The sequence below is a fragment of the Pseudomonas lini genome (assembly GCF_030812475.1).
GTDB classification, from domain to species: Bacteria; Pseudomonadota; Gammaproteobacteria; order Pseudomonadales; family Pseudomonadaceae; genus Aquipseudomonas; species Aquipseudomonas lini_A.
Map to the genome: position 1 here is coordinate 80,339 of NZ_JAUSSR010000010.1, position 18,916 is coordinate 99,254.

Genomic DNA, 18,916 nt, shown 5'->3' on the forward strand with positions numbered 1-18,916 from the left:
TGGGAGCGAACCTGCTCGCGAAGCGCTTAAAAGCTCATATCGACCTTGGTCCAGAGCGTTCGCCCCGGTTCTTTAATGGCTTGCGGGTCATTGGCCGGATAGCCAAAACCCGCGTTCCCGGCCAGGTTCAAATGCTCGGCGTAAGCCTTGCCGAACAGGTTGTCGACGCCGCTGCTGACCTTCCAGTGCTGGTTGATCCGATAGGCGCCGTTGAGCGAAAACACGCCGAAACCCGAGGTGCTGTCGAAGTCCTTGCCGACCACGTTGCCTTTGTTTCGATCGATCCGGTTTTGCGCGGCGACCACTCTCCACAGTGCCCCGGCGCTCCAGTTGTCTGCGCTGTAAGTCAGGCCGAAACGTGCATCCAGCGGTGGCATTTGCGGCAACGCAGTGCCGTCGCTACTGTTCTTGCCCCAGGCGTAGGCCAGGGTCGCATCGGCTTTCCAGTTGTCGGTCAGCATGTAGGCTGCGCCTAGTTCGCCGCCCATGATCCGTGCGTCGATGTTCTCAGCCTGCGAGGTCATGCCCATCATTGCGGGCGTGTAGTTGAACAGGATGTAATCGCGCACCTGTCCGACGTAGCCCGAAGCCCAGGCCTCCAGGTCTTCGGTCTTGTACTGCAAGCCAAAGTCGAGCTGAGTGGTTTTTTCGGGCTTGATCGAATCGAAGGCGTTCACCGAGCCTGTGGGACCGGAATTGGGCGAAAACAGCTCCCAGTAATCCGGGAAACGCTGGGTGTGGCCGAGGCCGGCATACAGCGTGGTCGGGCTGTCGGCCAAATCATGCTCGTAACGCACGAAGCCGCTCGGCAGGGTGTCTGCGCGGGTATCGTCCGCGGTGGGATTGGGGCGCGTCATCATCCCGGAACCGATGGTCTGTCGATAATCCCTTGCGGAAGCCCGGTCCAGGCGCGCACCGGTAATCAGCCGGTCACGGTCGGCGGCGTACCAGGTCAGTTCGCTGAACGCGCCGTAGTTGTGGAAGTCGGCGTCCTTGTTGCGGGGCAGGTCCTTGTAGACGTCGATCCCCATGGCGCTGCGCTGGCGATGCTCGTTGGTTTGCGCATCGATGCCGCTGATCAACTGCACATCGGCCCAGCGCCAGGTGGCTTTGATCCGTGCGCCGAGGGTCCGGCGGTCGACATTGGACGCCATGGGGCCGGCCATCATCCCGGTGCCGGACGGCGTGCGCAGCGTGTAGTTGTCCATCACATGGTCGGCATAGTTGTAGTAGATCTGCGCTTCGACCTTATCCAGCACGTCGCCGATACTGGACCGCTCGAAGCGCAGGCCGAGGCTCTCGCGCTTGAACTGTGAGCCGTCCATGCCACGCCCGGCGTAACGCGCTTCGCCGTCGCCCTTGCCGGCGGTCAGCTCCAGCAAGGTATCGGCGTCCGGCGTCCAGCCAAGTGCCACGTCGCCATTCCATTTGTCATAGCGCGACGGCACGGTGTCGTTGTTGCCATCCTGATAGTCGTCGGAATGTGCGGTGTTGCCGATCACCCGCGCGTAACCCAGAGGCCCGCCAGCTGCGGCGTCCAGCACTTTGTCGAAACGCCCGTTGGAGCCGGCCAGTACGCTGGCATTCACTCGCGTTCCGAGCTCGCCGAAGCTTTCGGGCTCGCGGTCGAACAGGATGGTCCCGGCCGAAGCCCCCGGTCCCCAGAGCACCGTCTGCGGCCCTTTTATGACGGTGAGTTTGTCGTAGGTTTCCGGCGAGATGTACGAGGTCGGCGCATCCATCCGGCCGGGGCAGGCGCCGAGCATCATGCCGCCGTCGGTGAGGATGTTCAGTCGCGAACCGAACATGCCGCGCAGCACCGGATCACCGTTGGTGCCACCATTGCGCACCAGGGCAAAGCCGGGAATGGTCTTCAGGTAATCGCCACCGTCGCTGGCCGGCACCGGTTGGCGCGGGTCCTTGGGGTTGGTGACGATGGTCAGGGGCGAGCTGGGGGCGATGGCGGTGATGACCGTCGGGCTCAGTTCTTCGCTGTGACCGGCGTGTTCATCGGCCAGCGCCATGGGGGTAAACAGTGCTCCGCAGAGGAATGCGGTGGCGTGCCTGAAACGAATGCTGGATTCGTTCAGGACAAAAGTGGCTTGGGCAGCGCTCAAGCATGTGTCAGCAGAAAACCTGGACATGACAATTTCCATCGAACAGTCGTAAACGACACGGCCGGCAGCCTGGGGCTGTCTTCTGAACCGTGTGAGATCGGGGGCGGGTGTTTACGCGGCGATGGGCGGGGCGCGGGTGCGGGCACCGGGGAAAACGGTTGCCCGGGCGTGACCCAGGCGGGGGGAGGGGGTGGTGTAGGTTGTGGCTTTGAGCGTGTCGAATGCGACGCAGGACTGGCCGCCGGTGAGTGCCGGGCAGTTGAACAGCAGGCTGCAATAGCCGCACTTTTCCCACAGTGCGTGATGGTCTGCCTGGGGTGGGCAGTGCTCGGCATCGGGTTGCTCGCCGTGGTCGGCGTGCGCCATGGCCGGGCTGTCCAGGCCCATGTCCATCGACATGCTCATCAGTGCGGACGCGCGTTGATCCATCGGCATCGACTGAGAAATCAGCGGGCCGATAAAGATCATCAACATGGCAAACAAGCCGATCCAGCGGCCGCGGGTCAGGCTCAATGGCTGACGACGGCTTGCGGATGACCTGGCGCTAAGCGGGCGCATGGACCTGTTCAGCTCTGCTGCTTACTGGACGTGCGCGTGTGTTTGCATGCCATCCGGGGCCTTCTTCTGTACCGTGACTTCGACGGTCACATCTGCGGACTTCTCGAAATGCATGGTCATCGGGAATCGTTTGCCATCGCTCAGCAGGCTGCGGTCTTTGAGCTCCAGCAGCATCACGTGATAGGCCATGGGGGCGAAAGTGACTTCGCCACCCGCGGGGATTTCCACGCTCGGCACCTGCTGCATTTTCATCAGGTCGTTCTGCTTCACGTGTTCGTGCAACTGGGCGATACCCGCAATGGGCGAGTCGACGCTGAGCAATCGGTCAGCGGTTTTACCTCTGTTATGGATCACGAAGTAAGCCGCGACGGTCGGCGCATTGGGCGGCAATTCCTGCGACCAGGGATGAGCGATTTCCAGCTCTGCGGCCTTGTATTCGTGGGCATTGGCAAAGCAGGCAGGCAGCAGCAACGCAGCCAGAACGATGAGTTTGTTCAACATGGCAGTTCTCCGGAACGATTCAAGACGCAGTCAATTGCGAGAAAGAATCACACCGGGGGAGAAGCGCGGGGGTTGAGACTCGGCCATTGCTGGCGGGGAGTGGGGGCTTCAAGCGTGGCCGCGGGACGGCTTCGATTGGCCTCGAAACGCGTGTAATACAGCTGCGGCATATGCCCGGGCAAGGCCACCAATGGTGCCGAACCGGAGCAGCACCAGCAATGCTGCATGTTGGAATGATCGTCGCCCTGCGGGGCTTTCTGCTGGATATCGCCCAGGGAAATCGCCACCATCTTCGTGCCGCTGGACGAGCAGAAACTGCCCCACAGCATCTGTTCGGCAGGCGATTTCGCCGTCTGCGCCATCGCTCCGGTCATCGGCATGGCGAGCATGTTGAACAGCACTGCGAAGCAGGCGATCCAGGCAATTGCGAGCCGTTGTCGGGACATGGGACGAATCCGGTGGGTGGGCGATCAGGCGCGGCTATTTAGCCTGATCAGGGCCGATAAGTAAAAAAGCGGCGTGCGGTGTGGTGTCGCAGTAAAAGCTGCTGACTTTTCACGCCTTCAATGGGCACGCACCGCATGCACTTGTATATCCACTCCCAGCGTAGCGCGAACCACCGCGAATATTGCAGCCAGATTGTCCATGCTTGGGTTGCCTTTGGCAGACAACATTCGATGAAGGCTCTTGCTGGGTTTTGCAGTCTCCTTGGCCAATTCTTCGAAACCAACGGTGGCATTAACGAGATCGCGCAAAATGATTCGGGCCATTTCAGGTTCACCATTAAGAAACAGAGTAGCAGCCTCATCCAGCAATGCCTGGGCGAACTCCGGGTCGCGTTGGGCACGCTCGGCAATGGTGTGTTTATAGCTTCGGGTGAGCGCCATGACTTATCTCCGGTTTCGTTCGGCTTTTTTTCGGGTTCGAAATTCGGCTATGAGTGTTTTTGCCCGCTTGATATCGGATTTTTGAGTGGACTTATCGCCTCCACCAAAAAGAATGATCAGGCGTTTCCCCTCTTGCACCAGGTAGATTCTGTAACCTGGCCCCCAATTTATTCGATATTCGCCAAGGCCATCGAACCACTTGATATTTGATGTGTTCCCTAGCTCCAATCGGACCAGCGCGCTGGATACCTTGAGCGCTGCCTGCACATCCAGGGTGGAAAGCCAGCGTTTGAAGGGGCTTGTTTCGTTTTCCAGCAAATATTCTTCAAGTATGATCACAGGCGGCCCTGAAGGTAACAAATAGGTTACTGTTCATGCAAGCCGTTAATTTGCCTCACTGGGTGCGAGTCGCCAACGCGTTAAGTGTTTCTTCAAGCGTCAATAGCTCCCGATCAACCCCCGGCAACACCGGCCGCTTCAGAACCATCACCGGCACCCCGCGCTCCCGCGCCACTTCCAGCTTCGGCTCGGTGGCCGTGCTGCCGCTGTTCTTGCTGATCAGCACATCAATCTGCCGGCGTTCAAACAGCTCGCGTTCATCTTCGATCAGGAACGGCCCACGCGCGCCGATCACTTCGCAGCGCTCGTTGCCCGGATAAACCTCCAGCGCGCGCAAGGTCCAGAATTGCTCCGGCGGGATTTCATCCAGGTGTTGCAAGGGTTCGCGACCGAGGGTGAATAGCGGTCGCTGGAAAGGTTTGAGTGCCTGGATGAGCTCGGCCCAGTCGCCGACTTCGCGCCAGTCATCCCCGGCTTGTGGTTTCCAGGCCGGACGCCTCAGCGCCCAGCAGGGAATACCGCTTGAACAAGCGGCGGTCGCCGCGTTCTGACTTATTTGTGCGGCGTAGGGGTGAGTGGCATCCAGCAACAGATCGATCCCTTCATCGCGGATGAACTGCGCCAGCCCCTCTGGACCACCATAGCCGCCGACACGAACCTGGCAGGTCAGGTCGGCCGGTACGCGACCGACCCCGGCCAGGCTGTAAATGTGTTCCGGTCCAAGGGTGCGGGCGATGGCCAGGGCCTCCGTCACACCGCCCAGCAACAAAATGCGTTTCATCGAAAGGCTCCTGCGTGGCCGACAATCCCGCCCTGGCGATCGATGGCAAATACTTCGGCCTGAACCTGCGCCGGCACAACGCTTCGGGCGAAGTCCAGGGCGTGCTGACAGACTGCGTCGCCGAGAGCGATCCCGGCGGCGCTGGCCATGGCCAGGGCTTGCTGGCTGGTGTTGGCTTCGCGGATCGCTTGTTGCAATGCCTCATCGGCGCCGATGGCAGCAGCCCATTCGGCCAGCTGTGGCAAGTCGATGCTCGAATGCCGACTGTGCAGATCCATGTGCCCGGCCGCCAGCTTGCTGATCTTGCCGAACCCGCCGCACAGGCTGAGCTTGGCCACCGGTACCTTGCGCAAGTGCTTGAGCACGGCGCCAACGAAGTCGCCCATTTCGATCAGGGCGATTTCCGGCAGGTCGTAGACCCGGCGCATGGTGTCTTCGCTGGCATTGCCGGTACACGCCGCGATGTGCAGGTAGCCGTTGGTTTTGGCCACATCGATACCCTGATGGATCGAGGCAATGTAGGCGGCGCAGGAAAATGGCCGGACGATGCCGCTGGTACCGAGAATCGATAGCCCACCCAGAATGCCCAGGCGCGGGTTCATGGTTTTCAACGCCAGCGCTTCGCCGCCCTCGACGCTCACCGTGACCTCGAAGCCGCCGCGATAATCGAGTTCCTCGGCGAGCAGGGTCAGGTGGTCGCTGATCATCTTGCGAGGCACCGGGTTGATCGCCGGCTCGCCGACGCCCAGCACCAGGCCTGGCCGGGTGACGGTACCGACGCCACGGCCGGCATTGAAGCGAATGCCCGGCGCAGCATCGAGGCGTACCTGCGAATACAGCAGGGCGCCATGGGTGACGTCCGGATCGTCCCCGGCATCCTTGAGGGTTCCGGCTTCGGCGCCCTCATCCAGCAGCCGACAGAATTCCAGGCGCATCTGTACCTGCTTGCCTTTAGGCAAGACGATTTGCACCGCATCCGCGCTCACTCCGCAGAGCAGCAGGCGAGCCGCCGCGAGGCTGGTGGCGGTGGCGCAGCTGCCGGTGGTCAGGCCGCTGCGCAGCGGTGCGGGTTGTTCGGCGGTTTCGTCACGCATCGAAAGGCTTGACCACGTCCAGCAAGGTAATCGGCAGCGCCTGGCGCCAGGTATCGAAGTCGCCCAACGGCTGCGCCTGGGCGATATGGATGCGCGTCAGCTCGCCGCCGTGCTGCTCGCGCCAGGCCATGAGGGTCATTTCGCTCTGCATCGTGACCGCGTTGGCGATCAGTCGTCCGCCAGGTTTCAACCGGGCCCAACAGCTGTCCAGCACGCCATCGCGGGTCACGCCTCCGCCAATGAAAATCGCATCCGGGCGTTCGAGGCCGTCCAGCGCTTGCGGCGCACTGCCGCGAATCAGTTGCAGGCCGGGCACGCCGAGGGCATCGCGATTGTGCTCGATCAATTGCTGGCGCCCCTCATCGGCTTCAATCGCCAGTGCGCGGCAACTGGGGTGGGCGCGCATCCACTCGATGCCGATCGATCCACTGCCGGCGCCGACGTCCCATAACAGTTCGCCGGGAACCGGGGCGAGACGGGCGAGGGTGATGGCGCGTACGTCGCGCTTGGTCAATTGGCCGTCGTGCCTGAAGGCCGAATCCGGCAGGCCGGCCAGTCGCGACAGGCGCGGCGTGGTCGATTCGGCGATGCAATCGATGGCGATCAGGTTCAAGTCGGCGATTTGCGGATCGGTCCAGTCGTTGGCGACTCCGTCGATGCGTCGCTCGGCTGCACCGCCCAGATGTTCCAGCACGCTCAGGCGACTGGGCCCGAACCCGCGCTCGCGCAACAGCGCAGCGATTGCGGCAGGGCTTCGGCCGTCGTTACTCAATACCAGCAGGCGAGCGCCGCTGAATAATTGTGCGTTGAGCGCGGCGACAGGACGGGCGACCACCGACAGCGTCACCACATCTTGCAATGGCCAGCCCAATCGCGCCGCGGCCAGAGAGCAGGAAGAGGACGCCGGCAAGATCAACATTTCATCGCTCGGCAATTGCCGGGCGAGGCTGGCGCCGACGCCGAAGAACATCGGATCGCCACTGGCCAGCACGCAAACCGGCTCGCCTCGCATGGCCAGCAACGCATCGAGGGAGAACGGACTGGGCCAGGTGTGGCGCTCCCCGCGGATGCAGGGTGGCAACAGGTCCAACTGTCGTTGGCTGCCGAAGATCTTCGACGCGGCCAGCAACGCATGCCGGGCAGACTTGCCCAAACCGGTGAAGCCGTCCTCACCAATACCTGTCACGGTCAGCCAGGGTGCCATAGGTGTTCTCTATTCATCTGCATAAAGCGGCACATGATAACGCGGCGGCAGTGAATTCGAGTAATGGAATGTATGAAGTTAACTGCGCTGGTCAGTGGCTGGTGGATCTGAAGTTGTATAGCCTGATTCTTACGAAAGGATTTATTAATAGTCAAATGGATGAACTATGGATCTCAAGAAAATAGCAGGCCTGGACTTGACGGCTTATTCTGAAGCGTTTGAACGTGATTTTGCACCCGGAAATATAAAGGCCGTTCAAAGTCGTGCCTTGCTGGATCAACGAGCGGCTGCCGGATCGCTGTTGGGCGGTAATCTGATCAGTACGGCAAGGGGCATGACACGACAGGACAAGCGAGACGTCAACTCAAGCGTGCGGTACGCCCAGTGGTATGCAAGTCAGGAACGCAATCGTGATACAGACGCTCAGGGCTGGTTTTCCTTGTTTGCCGTCGTGCTAGGAGACATGGGTTGGGAGGTCGACGAAAAAAGGGTCGTCGAGCAAAGTTACGATAACTTTTCAGGCAGGGTAAGTCAGACTTACTTACACCGGATTGCAGCGATTAACAGCCAGATGGCGAAAGTTGCCCAAGAGATGTTTGAAGCGCTATTGGTTAATACTTCGGTGCTGGGGGCATTGTCCACGGAAAGTCGGCGTGGCAGGGAGTTTGCGATCGCCCCCGCTGAATATGATAACCAGGGGCGGTTGTCACTGGATTTGAGTGATTTCTCCTTGAGGGCGCGATCCCGGCGCGAGAATTTTCTGTTTTGGGACTGGAACGAGGGCCATGTGACGCTCATGCATCGAGCGGCACCTTTCACCCTGAACAGAGTGAGATTTGAACAAGTCCGATCGCCGTTGAGTGACCGGCTCGATCGGATCGCAGACACCTTGTTCGAGTTCTATCAGGAGCGTCTGTGAGGGAGGCCGGAGCATTTGCGACACGCGGACTTATGATGCCGCGCGGTAAAGCAGGCATAATACGGCTCGCCTCCGTCAGGAGGTGCGTCCACTTCTGATCCGGTCATCCCCTTTGAACAAACTCCCTGTGTCCCGCGCTTTACGCCCCTCGGCTTGTCCGGGGTTGCTGCGTATCGTACAGGCCAGAGATGGTGGTATCTGCCGGATAAAACTCGCAGGCGGCGCCATCAGTGCAGTGCAGGCCAATGCCGTTGCCGAGGGTGCGCAGCGTTATGCCCGTTCAGTGATCGAGGCCACCAACCGGGCTAACCTGCAGATTCGCGGCATCGCCAACGAGCAGGCAGCGTTGATCGAAAGTCTGCTCGCCGCAGGCCTTGGCCCTGCGAATGCGGCGGGCGACGATGTGCGTAATCTGATGCTGAGCCCGAGCGCGGGAATTGATCGCCAGATGCTGTTCGATACACGTGACCTGGCCCGGCGGATCCTCGCCACCCTGCAAGGACATGCCCCCTTTCACGCGCTCAGCGCCAAATTCGCGGTGCAACTCGATGGCGGCGAAAGTCTGGCGATGCTCGAGCATCCCCATGATCTGTGGTTGTCGGCCGTCGAGCATGAGGGCGAGCGGCGGTTGGCTTTCGGCCTGGCGGGATGTCCCACGGATCGGCCGGCGGGTTCTGTTGCACTCGAAGATGGCCATGCTGTGGTGGTCGCAGTACTCGAATTGTTCCTGGAACTGGCGGCTCCCGATCAAACGCGGATGCGGCATTTGCTGAGCAGTATACCGGCCGCCGAGTTCCTCGCCCGGCTGGCCGAGCGTGTGTCCTTCGAGCCTGTTGCAAAGTGGCAGCGTTCATTGAGTTCAAGCGTTTTGCACATTGGCGCTCATCCGCAGGCGCAAGCCGGTCATGTCTATGTCGGCGCCGTGCCGCCGCTGGGCCGGCTCGATTGCGCCATGCTCCGAGGCGCCGCTCGACTGGCGCAGGAATACGGTGATGCAACGCTGCGGTTCACGCCATGGCAAAGCCTGCTGTTGCCGAACATTCGCAGCGAAAACGCCGCCGAAGTCATCCGCCGCCTGCATCAGTTGGGGCTGTTGTGCGAAGCCGATCAAGCCTTGTCGCGGTTGATCGCCTGCACCGGTTCGACAGGGTGCGACAAAGGCCTGGCCGACACCAAGGGTGATGCCCTGCAACTGGCGGCTCTGCTGCAGGGCCATGCTCAAGTCTCAAACGTTCATCTGTCCGGTTGCTCGCGCTCCTGTGCCGCTGCGCATGTGGCTCCGGTCACGCTGCTGGCTGCCGGCCCCGGTCACTACGACCTCTATTTTCGCGATGCGCGGCAGCCGGGTTTCGGCGCCCTGCACGCACGCAACCTTACTATTGAAGCGGTCGGCGCCTTGCTCGACGCCCGTTCACGGAGCCCCCTTGATGCTTGATTACATTCGCGACGGTCAGGAGATCTATCGCAATTCCTTCGCTATTATTCGCGCCGAGGCCAATCTCGACCGGATACCGGCCGATCTGGAGAAACTTGCGGTACGGGTGATCCACGCCTGCGGCATGGTCGATGCGATAGACGGTCTGCAGTTTTCCGCAGGCGCGGGCAAGGCCGGGCGTGAGGCGCTGGCCGCCGGCGCACCGATTCTGTGTGATGCGCGGATGGTGTCTGAAGGCGTGACCCGCACCCGTTTGCCAGCGAACAACCAGGTCATCTGCACCCTGCGCGATGACAGCGTCCCCGAACTGGCCCGCGAGTTGGGCAACACTCGATCCGCCGCCGCGCTCGAACTGTGGCGACCGCACCTGGAGGGCAGCGTGGTGGTGATCGGCAATGCACCGACCGCGCTGTTTTATCTGTTGGAAATGCTCGATGCCGGCGCCCCGAAACCCGCGCTGATCCTTGGCTTTCCAGTGGGCTTCGTCGGCGCCGCCGAATCCAAGGCTGCGCTGGCGGCGGACAGTCGCGGCGTGCCTTTCGTCATCATGCAAGGCCGGCTGGGCGGTAGCGCCATGGCCGCCGCCGCCGTCAATGCCCTCGCTACGGAGATCGAATGATGCAGGCACCTGGACGATTGATCGGCCTTGGCGTCGGCCCCGGTGATCCGGAGTTGATTACTGTCAAAGCCCTGCGTCTGCTGCGCGAATCGCCAGTGGTGGCGTACTTCGTCGCCAAGGGCAAGAAGGGCAACGCGTTCGGGATTATCGAAGCGCATCTGCAGGACGCTCAAACCTTGCTGCCCCTGGTGTACCCGGTGACCACCGAAGCGTTACCGGCGCCGCTGTCTTATGAGCAAGTGATCAGCGATTTCTACGATACGGCCGGCCAGCAACTGGCCGCGCATCTCGACGCCGGCCGTGACGTCGCGGTGATCTGTGAAGGTGACCCGTTCTTCTACGGTTCCTACATGTACCTGCACGATCGTCTGGCCGAGCGTTACGAGGCTGAAGTCGTGCCGGGTGTCTGTTCGATGCTCGGCGGCGCTTCGGTACTCGGTGCGCCGTTGGTGTATCGAAATCAGAGCCTGTCGGTGCTGTCCGGCGTGTTGCCGCACGATGATCTCAAGCGACGCCTGGCGGATGCCGATGCGGCGGTGATCATGAAGCTGGGGCGCAACTTCCCGAAAGTCCGTCAGGTATTGAAGGAGCTCGGCTTGGCCGACCGCGCGCTGTACGTCGAACGCGCGACCATGGCCAATCAGAAGATCGTGCCGCTGGATCAGGTCGAGCCGATGTCGTCACCGTACTTCTCGCTGATCATCGTCCCTGGTGAAAGGTGGCAAGGCTGATGACTCGTCCAGCTCCGGCGATTGTCATTCTCGGCAATGGCAGCCTCGCGACCGCGCGTAAAATTCAGCAGGCTTACCCCGGCGCGTTGATCCATGGTCTGGCCGCACGGGTCGAGGGTGCGGATCGTGAATATCACGAATTCGGCACCACCCTGCGCGAACTCTATCAGCAGGACACTCCCATCATTGCCCTGTGCGCAGCCGGCATCGTGATCCGCACCCTGGCGCCGCTGCTGCTTGAAAAGGGCGCCGAGCCGCCGGTGCTGGCCGTTGCCGAAGACGGCAGCGCGGTGGTGCCGCTGCTCGGTGGTCTGGGCGGCGTGAATGTCCTGGCACGAGAAATTGCGACTGTGCTGGACGTGGCGGCAGCCATCACCACCAGTGGTGAATTGCGTTTCGGCACGTGCCTGCTCAATCCGCCAAGCGGGTATGCCCTCGGCGATCTGGAACTGGGCAAGCGCTTCGTTGCCGATTTGCTGGCGGGTGAAACAGTGCGCATCGAGGGGGCGGCCCCATGGTTGGCGCAAGCACAGTTGCCGGAAAATCCGCGAGCACGGCTGGCGGTGCATGTCGGTCATGCCGAGCGCGAGCCTGCGGCCAACGAGCTGTTGATCTATCCGCGTAACGTAGTGGTCGCGGTGAGTGCCTGCGCAGTCAGTGTGCCCGGCGCCGTTCGCGACGCGTTGCATCGGGCAAAGGTCGCCGTGCAATCGGTGGCCTGTCTGCTGGCTGCCGACACCGAAATGGCCAGTCCGACGCTGCGTGAAGCGGCGCTTGAGCTGGGCGTGCCGTTGCGCTTTGCCGACGATGTCGGTGCGCTCAGCACGTTGGCAAGCAACGCCATCGAGCAGCCTGTATTGATCCTGGGTGATGAGGCCATTGCCATCGCGGTAGCCGAGAAACCTGTGGATCCCTTGACGATTGGCCGTCTGCGCGGCCGACTGGCGGTGATCGGACTTGGCCCTGGCGCTGCCGAACTGATGGTCCCGGCGGTCAAGGCCGAGCTGGCTCGCGCCAACGACGTGCTGGGTTACGAAACCTATGTGCGCATGGCCGGCCCATTCCGCGCCGACCAGGTGATGCACTGCACCGACAATCGTGAAGAGATGCAGCGTGCGCGTCACGCATTCGCGCTGGCGGCGCAAGGGCGTTCGGTAGTGGTGGTTTCATCGGGCGACCCGGGTGTTTTTGCCATGGCTGCGGCGGTGCTGGAAGCCCTGCACGAGTCCACCGATCCGGCGTGGCACAACGTCGATCTGGAAATCTTGCCGGGCGTTTCCGCGTCCCTGGCAACAGCCGCCCAGGCCGGTGCCCCCTTGGGTCATGACTTCTGTGTGCTGTCGCTGTCTGACAACCTCAAGCCGTGGGACATTATCGAGAAGCGCCTCGATCTGGCGTCACAGGCTGACCTGGCGCTGGCGTTCTACAACCCGATTTCGCGTTCCCGTCCATGGCAGCTTGGCCGGGCGCTGGAAATCGTCGCTCGACATCGTACGCCTCAGACGCCGGTCGTCCTGGGGCGCGACATCGGTCGCCCAGGACAGACGCTACGAGTGACGACGCTTGGCCAGTTGACTCCGGACCAGGTGGATATGCGCACCATGGTCCTGGTGGGATCGTCTACTACCTGCGTATTTGCACGTCCAGGCGGCGGCGATTGGGTGTACACCCCGCGCTGGTACGGAGAGAAACCCACCTCCTGAGCCGTGCTCGTTATTGAAAAAGCCATGGCGACGAGTGTTTACTCGAGTTGCCGTGGCTTTTTATTTTTGGTCTCGTGAAAAAAGGCGCCAGAGTATGTAGGTTAATTCCTTAAGTTAATGGTTTGTTCTTTTTTGATTTTGATAATGTTGAAGTTCTTTGTTGGGTGCGATAGGTTTTAGTGGAGAGCTAATTCAGGCTGTCGTGAATATTCAAATAAAAGGATTTATTGAAATGAATAGGATGAATGAAGTAGAAGCGAGTGCTTATTTCGATCAATGTCTTGAACAGTGTCGAGCCAAACTTGAACGTGTCGGTCCGAAAGCTCGTGTGCGTTCGGCGGCTACGTTACCGATTGATAGGGATGAGCTGAATGCCGCAGTCATGGGTGGCGCTGTAGTTGGTTTTCTGGAGGGAATGACCCGGCGTAACAAACGTATTGTAAAAAACACGTACGCGTACGCCGATATTGCTTCAAGGTTCTTATACCCAGGTAAAGCAGCGAAAGTGGCTCGTTATGAATGCTTCAAAAAGCTAATGTTTTCGATGGGCTGGACCGAATATTACGGCGCTTTCACTGAATACAAGTCCAGCACCGCTAAGCTTACAATGGACAATGTAGCCTTGGATATTGTTCATTCTGCTGTCGGTGGTTTGGCGGGTTCCGCGGCGAGTGCGCTGAAAGTTGTCGCGGACAAAACCGTTGAGGCGCTAAAGAAACAACCTGATGCCGTCAAGCTTCTCGAGCATCATGCGGCCGAAGCCAACGGTGCAGGCTTTGGTGTGTCTGCGTGCAAACAGGACGATGATGCTGAAGTGACGATGGTCGTGGGTACGTTGCGTTATGACTCATCGGCGGGTAATACAAAAATTCTTTTTGTGGAATGGGACAGTGCCGATGTCGAAATCCATCAAGGTAAAGCTCACTTCAGTATTCACGAGGACGACCTGAGGAAAGAGGCTGAGTGCATCCAGTATCTCGACGATCTCAGAGAAGTTATTTTCATGGAATTCTCGCCGGTTTAAATGACGTTCAGTTGCCAGAGGCGTCCAGCTCGGGCCTCTGGCTTTAAGTCGCGGCTGCCGCTAAGGCACCAGATACCCTTTCACCCCGGTAAAAATAATCTGTGCTGCCAACGCACACACAAACAACCCCATCAATCGACTGACAATCTGCAATCCCTGGTCACCCAGAATACGTTCGATGCGGTTGGACAGATAAAGCACCACCCCCACGGTGAAACTGGCCAGGGCAATACTGACAATGGCCATGAGCTTGTCGTCCCAGTGCGGCTGGCTCACGCCCATCACCAGCAGGGCGCCGATGGTGCCGGGGCCGACTGTCAGAGGAATGGTCAGCGGAACGATGGTCACGTCCTGTTGCACGTTGTCGGTCTGCACCGCCGACTTGCCCTGGGCCATGCCCAATGCCGAGATGAACAGCACGCTGCCGGCACCGATGCGGAAGGCGTCCACGGTGATGCCGAAGACATTGAAAATCACCCTTCCGAACAGATACAGCAAGACGCTGGAAACCAGCGTGGCAGTCGCCACTTTCCAGGCCAGCCGGCGTTGTTCCTTGCGCGAATAGCCGCGGGTCAGACTGATGAAGCAGGACAACACGAAGAACGGGCTGTAGAGCACCAGCATCTTCAGGTAAACGCTGAATAACACGTGGAGCATGGTGCAAGCTCACTGGCGAGGGAAGTCGAGGGCGAGTCTATCAGGCACTGCGGAGTCTGTCGGCTCAGGACGTTTGCGTCGCCGCGCGGTTCTGCTCATCGCGCTGGGCAACCCAGTGCTCGATCAGCTCGCGCAACTGCGACAGCTCGACCGGTTTGGCCATGTGTCCATCCATGCCGGCCTGGCGCGCGCGTTCCTTGTGCTCGGCGAGGATGTGCGCGGTCAGCGCGACCACGGGGGTGCGGGATCGCTGATTGCCGGCCTCCCAGGCACGCAATTGCTGGGTGGCGGAGAAACCGTCGAGGATCGGCATTTCACAATCCATCAATACCAGGTCGTAACGCTGGGCTTTCATCGCCTGCAAGGCTTCTTCGCCATTGCTGGCGGTATCGGGTTGCAGATTGAGCTTGCCCAGCATGCCGCGGATCACCTTGGTCGAAATGCTGTTGTCTTCGGCCACCAGAATGCGGAAGTCGCTGGGCACCTTGACCGGCAGGGCAGGGCCGGGAGGCAGATGATGCGAAGTAACGAGCCCCTTGTCGCGCTGGTTCAGTTCGTCCGCCAGCGTCGTCTTGAGGGTATAGCCGGCCACCGGCTTGGCGAGGATGCGTTTGATCCCGGAATTGCGCGCAATGATCTTGCTCGGCGCATTGCTGATGCCGGTGAGCATGATCAGCAGGATGTCGTGGTTGAGGCTCGGGTCTTCCTTGATCTTGGCCGCCAGTTGCATGCCGGTCATGCCGGGCATGTTCTGGTCGAGCAGGACCACGTCGAAGTAATCACGCAGGTGGGCCTTGGTGCGCAGCAGCGCGAGGGCCTCCTTGCCGGAGGGTACGGCGCTGACGTTCAGGCCCCACGCACTGCACTGCTGTACCAGTACCTTGCGACAGGTGTCGTTGTCGTCCACCACCAACACCCGTGCGCCTTGCAGCGGACTATCGAGGTCGGAGGTCGGGTGTTCGAGGCGGTCAGGGTCCAGCGGCAAGGTCAGCCATAAGGTGCTGCCTTGGGTGCTGCCGCTCTTGATGCCGAACTCGCCGTGCATCAGACGGATCAGCTGGCGGGCGATCACCAGACCCAGGTTGCCCCCTATGCGGGGTGCCGAGAGAAAGTTTTTGCTGTGCAGTTCGGCGTGCATCAGCGCATCCCGCTCTTCGGTGTCCATGGGCTCGCCGCTGTCCTGTACGGCAATGCGCAAGCGTGGTTTGGCGCTGCGTTCGTCGAGGGCGACGACGATCAGTATTTCGCCTTCATCGGTTTTCTTCAGGGCGTTTTCCAGCAGGCTCAACAGGGTCTGGCGCAGACGCGTCGGATCACCGCTGATCACCCGCGGTACTTGCGGCTGGATAAAGCTGATCAGCTCGACGTTCTGTTGCTCGGCCTTGGCGCGGAAGATGCTCAGGCAGTCTTCGATCAGCGCGTTGAGATCGAACTGGACGTCATCCAGCTCGATCTGCCCGGATTCGAGTTTGGAGATGTCGAGGATTTCGTTGATCAGTGTCAGCAGTTCGTTACCGGCACTGTGGATGGTTTGCACATAGTCGCGCTGCTTGACCGAGAGTGGTGTGCCCAGCAACAGCTCGGTCATGCCCAGCACGCCATTCATCGGGGTGCGGATTTCGTGGCTGATCTTTGCCAGGAATTCCGCCTTGGCATTGATCTCGGCATTGCTGGCGGCCAGATCGCGACTGAGGCTGAAACGGTCCTCGGTGATACTGCGCTGGCGTTCGCTCAGGGCAATGCTCATCAGCAGGCCGCTGATGCAGATGAACACCAGCAGGGCGGTGATCAGGCCTTGCGGCTCGACCAGGGTCAGCCCCAGCAGGGCGGGCAGGATAATCAGCGTGCCGACGTTGAATACACCCATCGCCGCCACGAACAGGCGTGCGGGACGATAGCCTTTTTGCCAGTGATGGGCGCTGACGAACAACATGCTCAGACCCGCCAGTGCGACCAGGGCGTAGGTGATGATGTTCAGCGGCAACGTGTTGACGAACAACAGCAACAGGCCACAGGCGATGATGAGCACGATGTCGCCCAGCAACAGTTTGTTCAGTGGGTGCGGACCGAGCGGGGCGAAAAAGCGATAGGCGAACATCAGGCCGCACGGGGCGGTCAGCAACAGGGCGATGTAAGCGCCAGGCGTCTGTATCGCATGCCAGTCCGGCAACCAGGGGCCGGCAAGGTTCAGCAGCAACACGAGGCTGAGCATCAACAACGCTTCACAACCAGACAACCACAGGCAGCTGCGCGACCGGGTGTACGCGTAGCGGATCAGGTTGTGCAGGATCAGCATCCCGAGGCAGCCGAACAGAAGGCCGTAGATCAGGGTCTGGTTCTGATTGGCCGCGGTCATGATGGCTGACTGCAGGGTGACGTAAGGCCGCATCTGGTGTTCGGACACCAGGCGCAGGTAAACGTCGAGAGGTTTGTCGCTTTGGGGTAACGGCAACATGAAGTCGCTGTTGGGCAGTGGTCGCTCAGCCAGAGGCTGATCCGCGCCGCCATCCAGCTCCTCGATCAGCCTGTCGCCTTCCAGAACATACAGGTCGAGGTCCGAAAGGTCGGGAGCGAATACCCGCAGCAACTGTTCATGCTTGCCGGGCGCAAGCCTGAAACGCAGCCACATCGCACCATCGGGCTCGGCCGCGGTGAGATGATCGAGTTCAATGGGGCTGAATTGATTGGAGTAGCGAGCGGAGCGGATATCGCTCAGTTGCAGGTCGCCCTGTTCATCGAGCAATACCGCCCAGCCACTGCCTTGCGCGGCCTGGGCCGGTAGCATGCAGAGCAGCGTCATCAGCGTGACGGTGAAACCTATGGCAATCCTGAGCCAGCGCACGGCGAAATCCCTTCGTAGGTTGAAGCCAGAATATAACTATGCGCGGCGCCGGAATAGCCCGGCAAGGGCCTGAGGCCCTTGCCCTGCCGAATGGATAGCTTATTCCTGATTTGCGCCACGCTCGCGGGCAATGGCGCGGTAGCCAATGTCCTTGCGATAGAAACAGCCTTCCCAATCAATCCGTGCCGCCAGCGCGTAAGCCTGTTGCTGTGCAGCATCGACGCTGGCGCCCATGGCAGTGGCGCAGAGCACCCGACCACCGGCCGTCACCACTTGACCGTCCTTGAGTGCGGTACCGGCGTGGAAGACTTTGCCTTCCAATGTCGCGGCTGCATCCAGACCCTTGATGGCCTCGCCTTTGGCGTAGTCACCGGGATAGCCGCCAGCGGCCAGCACGATGCCGACGCTCGGACGTGGATCCCATTGTGCTTCCACCTTGTCCAGGGCTTGCGCCAGGGCGGCTTCGACCAGCAACACCAGGCTTGACTGCAGACGCAGCATGACCGGCTGGGTCTCGGGGTCGCCGAAGCGGCAGTTGAATTCGATGACTTTCGGGTTGCCTGCCTTGTCGATCATCAGGCCGGCGTACAGGAAGCCGGTGTAAACGTTGCCTTCCTCGGCCATGCCGCGCACGGTAGGCCAGATCACCAGGTCCATGACGCGGTTGTGCACTTCGCTGGTGACGACCGGTGCAGGGGAGTAAGCACCCATGCCGCCGGTGTTCGGGCCGGTGTCGCCGTCACCGACGCGTTTGTGGTCCTGGCTGGTGGCCATTGGCAATACATTCTTGCCGTCGACCATGACGATGAAGCTGGCTTCTTCGCCGTCCAGAAACTCCTCGATGACGACGCGCGAGCCGGCGTCGCCGAATGAGTTGCCGGCCAGCATGTCACGCACGGCGTCTTCGGCGTCGCGCAGTGTCATGGCCACGATCACGCCTTTGCCGGCGGCCAGGCCGTCGGCCTTGATCACGATCGGTGCGCCTTTTTCACGCAGATAAGCCAGGGCTGGCTCGATCTCGGTGAAGTTCTGGTAATCGGCTGTCGGAATCTTGTGGCGGGCCAGGAAGTCCTTGGTGAAGGCTTTCGAACCTTCCAGCTGCGCAGCGCCGGCGGTTGGACCGAAGCAATCCAGGCCGCGGGCGCGGAACAGATCGACGACGCCGGCGACCAGCGGCACTTCCGGGCCGACGATGGTCAGGGAAACGTTCTTCTCGGCGAAGTCGGCCAGTTGCTCGAGGGCCAGCACGTCGATAGCGACGTTCTCGCACTTGGCTTCAATGGCGGTGCCGGCATTGCCAGGGGCCACGAAAACCTTCTGCACGCGGGGATCCTGGGCTACTTTCCAGGCCAGGGCGTGTTCACGGCCACCGCTGCCAATGATCAAAACATTCATTTCAAAAACCTCGGGTGACGCTGAATTCTGGAACCTCTGTAGGAGCGAGCTCGCTCGCGATGGTGGTTAACGATAACGCGGGGTCTCTGAAACAACGCGGCGCCGTATCG

At 60.7% G+C, this 18,916-nt stretch carries 18 protein-coding genes; 6 read left to right on the forward strand and 12 right to left on the reverse strand.

Going from position 1 to position 18,916, the window contains the following annotated elements; genetic code table 11:
• Positions 1 to 26: 26 nt before the first annotated feature.
• The 9 genes from J2W17_RS19690 to cbiE form a co-directional block, all read right to left on the reverse strand.
• Positions 27 to 2,144: a TonB-dependent copper receptor gene (locus J2W17_RS19690; RefSeq protein ID WP_307337893.1), complete on the reverse strand. Its 2,118-nt coding sequence runs from the start codon at positions 2,142 to 2,144 to the stop codon at positions 27 to 29.
• A gap of 84 nt (positions 2,145 to 2,228) precedes the next feature.
• Positions 2,229 to 2,675 carry a DUF2946 domain-containing protein gene (locus J2W17_RS19695; RefSeq protein WP_307337896.1) on the reverse strand — a complete coding sequence of 149 codons (447 nt, stop codon included), beginning with the start codon at positions 2,673 to 2,675 and terminating at the stop codon, positions 2,229 to 2,231.
• A 21-nt stretch (positions 2,676 to 2,696) separates the two neighbouring features.
• Positions 2,697 to 3,176 (reverse strand): copper chaperone PCu(A)C, encoded by a 480-nt coding sequence (locus J2W17_RS19700; protein ID WP_307337901.1) that lies wholly within the window; start codon positions 3,174 to 3,176, stop codon positions 2,697 to 2,699.
• Positions 3,177 to 3,223: 47 nt separating this feature from the next.
• Positions 3,224 to 3,622: a DUF2946 domain-containing protein gene (locus J2W17_RS19705; RefSeq protein WP_307337904.1), complete on the reverse strand. Its 399-nt coding sequence runs from the start codon at positions 3,620 to 3,622 to the stop codon at positions 3,224 to 3,226.
• Positions 3,623 to 3,739: 117 nt separating this feature from the next.
• A complete protein-coding gene (locus tag J2W17_RS19710) occupies positions 3,740 to 4,063 on the reverse strand; it encodes a helix-turn-helix domain-containing transcriptional regulator (protein WP_064675685.1) in 324 nt (107 codons plus the stop codon).
• A gap of 3 nt (positions 4,064 to 4,066) precedes the next feature.
• Positions 4,067 to 4,402: a type II toxin-antitoxin system RelE/ParE family toxin gene (locus J2W17_RS19715; protein ID WP_064675686.1), complete on the reverse strand. Its 336-nt coding sequence runs from the start codon at positions 4,400 to 4,402 to the stop codon at positions 4,067 to 4,069.
• A gap of 55 nt (positions 4,403 to 4,457) precedes the next feature.
• Positions 4,458 to 5,183 carry a cobalt-precorrin-6A reductase gene (locus J2W17_RS19720; protein WP_307337910.1) on the reverse strand — a complete coding sequence of 242 codons (726 nt, stop codon included), beginning with the start codon at positions 5,181 to 5,183 and terminating at the stop codon, positions 4,458 to 4,460.
• Positions 5,180 to 6,277, reverse strand: coding sequence for a cobalt-precorrin-5B (C(1))-methyltransferase (locus J2W17_RS19725; RefSeq protein WP_307337912.1), 1,098 nt, complete (start codon positions 6,275 to 6,277; stop codon positions 5,180 to 5,182). Before J2W17_RS19725 ends, J2W17_RS19720 begins: the two co-directional genes overlap by 4 nt.
• Entirely contained in the window at positions 6,270 to 7,481 is a 1,212-nt protein-coding gene (gene cbiE, locus J2W17_RS19730) for a precorrin-6y C5,15-methyltransferase (decarboxylating) subunit CbiE (RefSeq protein ID WP_307337915.1), read from the reverse strand. Before cbiE ends, J2W17_RS19725 begins: the two co-directional genes overlap by 8 nt.
• A 166-nt stretch (positions 7,482 to 7,647) precedes the next feature.
• On the opposite strand from cbiE, the gene J2W17_RS19735 reads away from it, so the two are divergent.
• The 6 genes from J2W17_RS19735 to J2W17_RS19760 all read left to right on the forward strand — a co-directional run bounded on the left by J2W17_RS19735 (position 7,648) and on the right by J2W17_RS19760 (position 13,912).
• On the forward strand, positions 7,648 to 8,400 hold the full coding sequence (locus tag J2W17_RS19735) for a hypothetical protein (protein ID WP_307337918.1): 753 nt from the start codon (positions 7,648 to 7,650) through the stop codon (positions 8,398 to 8,400).
• A gap of 127 nt (positions 8,401 to 8,527) precedes the next feature.
• Positions 8,528 to 9,835: a precorrin-3B synthase gene (gene cobG, locus J2W17_RS19740; protein WP_307338530.1), complete on the forward strand. Its 1,308-nt coding sequence runs from the start codon at positions 8,528 to 8,530 to the stop codon at positions 9,833 to 9,835.
• Positions 9,828 to 10,454: a precorrin-8X methylmutase gene (locus tag J2W17_RS19745; protein WP_128874366.1), complete on the forward strand. Its 627-nt coding sequence runs from the start codon at positions 9,828 to 9,830 to the stop codon at positions 10,452 to 10,454. The genes cobG and J2W17_RS19745 overlap by 8 nt, the downstream gene beginning before the upstream one ends.
• On the forward strand, positions 10,451 to 11,185 hold the full coding sequence (locus tag J2W17_RS19750) for a precorrin-2 C(20)-methyltransferase (RefSeq protein ID WP_371916843.1): 735 nt from the start codon (positions 10,451 to 10,453) through the stop codon (positions 11,183 to 11,185). The genes J2W17_RS19745 and J2W17_RS19750 overlap by 4 nt, the downstream gene beginning before the upstream one ends.
• Positions 11,185 to 12,888: a precorrin-3B C(17)-methyltransferase gene (cobJ, locus tag J2W17_RS19755; RefSeq protein WP_307337925.1), complete on the forward strand. Its 1,704-nt coding sequence runs from the start codon at positions 11,185 to 11,187 to the stop codon at positions 12,886 to 12,888. Before J2W17_RS19750 ends, cobJ begins: the two co-directional genes overlap by 1 nt.
• 232 nt (positions 12,889 to 13,120) lie before the next feature.
• The gene (locus tag J2W17_RS19760; protein WP_307337928.1) at positions 13,121 to 13,912 is read left to right on the forward strand and encodes a hypothetical protein; all 792 of its coding nucleotides are present in this window, start codon (positions 13,121 to 13,123) and stop codon (positions 13,910 to 13,912) included.
• Between the two features lie 60 nt (positions 13,913 to 13,972).
• On the opposite strand, the gene J2W17_RS19765 is transcribed toward J2W17_RS19760, so the two are convergent.
• From J2W17_RS19765 to purD, 3 genes are all read right to left on the reverse strand, one after another.
• Positions 13,973 to 14,569, reverse strand: a complete 597-nt coding sequence (locus tag J2W17_RS19765) for a MarC family protein (protein WP_064675696.1) — start codon at positions 14,567 to 14,569, stop codon at positions 13,973 to 13,975.
• A 64-nt stretch (positions 14,570 to 14,633) separates the two neighbouring features.
• A complete protein-coding gene (locus J2W17_RS19770; RefSeq protein ID WP_307337932.1) occupies positions 14,634 to 17,411 on the reverse strand; it encodes a hybrid sensor histidine kinase/response regulator in 2,778 nt (925 codons plus the stop codon).
• A gap of 99 nt (positions 17,412 to 17,510) precedes the next feature.
• Positions 17,511 to 18,806 (reverse strand): phosphoribosylamine--glycine ligase, encoded by a 1,296-nt coding sequence (purD, locus tag J2W17_RS19775; protein WP_307337936.1) that lies wholly within the window; start codon positions 18,804 to 18,806, stop codon positions 17,511 to 17,513.
• Positions 18,807 to 18,916 lie beyond the last annotated feature (110 nt).

Excerpts from the sequence above, each read along its gene's own strand:
- cbiE (WP_307337915.1), bottom strand. The coding sequence starts at position 7,481 with ATGGCACCCTGGCTGACCGTGACAGGTATTGGTGAGGACGGCTTCACC.
- J2W17_RS19760 (WP_307337928.1), top strand. The coding sequence starts at position 13,121 with ATGAATAGGATGAATGAAGTAGAAGCGAGTGCTTATTTCGATCAATGT.
- J2W17_RS19710 (WP_064675685.1), bottom strand. The coding sequence starts at position 4,063 with ATGGCGCTCACCCGAAGCTATAAACACACCATTGCCGAGCGTGCCCAA.
- J2W17_RS19735 (WP_307337918.1), top strand. The coding sequence starts at position 7,648 with ATGGATCTCAAGAAAATAGCAGGCCTGGACTTGACGGCTTATTCTGAA.
- J2W17_RS19750 (WP_371916843.1), top strand. The coding sequence starts at position 10,451 with ATGATGCAGGCACCTGGACGATTGATCGGCCTTGGCGTCGGCCCCGGT.
- J2W17_RS19725 (WP_307337912.1), bottom strand. The coding sequence starts at position 6,277 with ATGCGTGACGAAACCGCCGAACAACCCGCACCGCTGCGCAGCGGCCTG.
- J2W17_RS19695 (WP_307337896.1), bottom strand. The coding sequence starts at position 2,675 with ATGCGCCCGCTTAGCGCCAGGTCATCCGCAAGCCGTCGTCAGCCATTG.
- cobJ (WP_307337925.1), top strand. The coding sequence starts at position 11,185 with ATGACTCGTCCAGCTCCGGCGATTGTCATTCTCGGCAATGGCAGCCTC.
- J2W17_RS19720 (WP_307337910.1), bottom strand. The coding sequence starts at position 5,183 with ATGAAACGCATTTTGTTGCTGGGCGGTGTGACGGAGGCCCTGGCCATC.
- J2W17_RS19745 (WP_128874366.1), top strand. The coding sequence starts at position 9,828 with ATGCTTGATTACATTCGCGACGGTCAGGAGATCTATCGCAATTCCTTC.
- purD (WP_307337936.1), bottom strand. The coding sequence starts at position 18,806 with ATGAATGTTTTGATCATTGGCAGCGGTGGCCGTGAACACGCCCTGGCC.
- J2W17_RS19765 (WP_064675696.1), bottom strand. The coding sequence starts at position 14,569 with ATGCTCCACGTGTTATTCAGCGTTTACCTGAAGATGCTGGTGCTCTAC.
- J2W17_RS19690 (WP_307337893.1), bottom strand. The coding sequence starts at position 2,144 with ATGTCCAGGTTTTCTGCTGACACATGCTTGAGCGCTGCCCAAGCCACT.
- J2W17_RS19705 (WP_307337904.1), bottom strand. The coding sequence starts at position 3,622 with ATGTCCCGACAACGGCTCGCAATTGCCTGGATCGCCTGCTTCGCAGTG.
- J2W17_RS19700 (WP_307337901.1), bottom strand. The coding sequence starts at position 3,176 with ATGTTGAACAAACTCATCGTTCTGGCTGCGTTGCTGCTGCCTGCCTGC.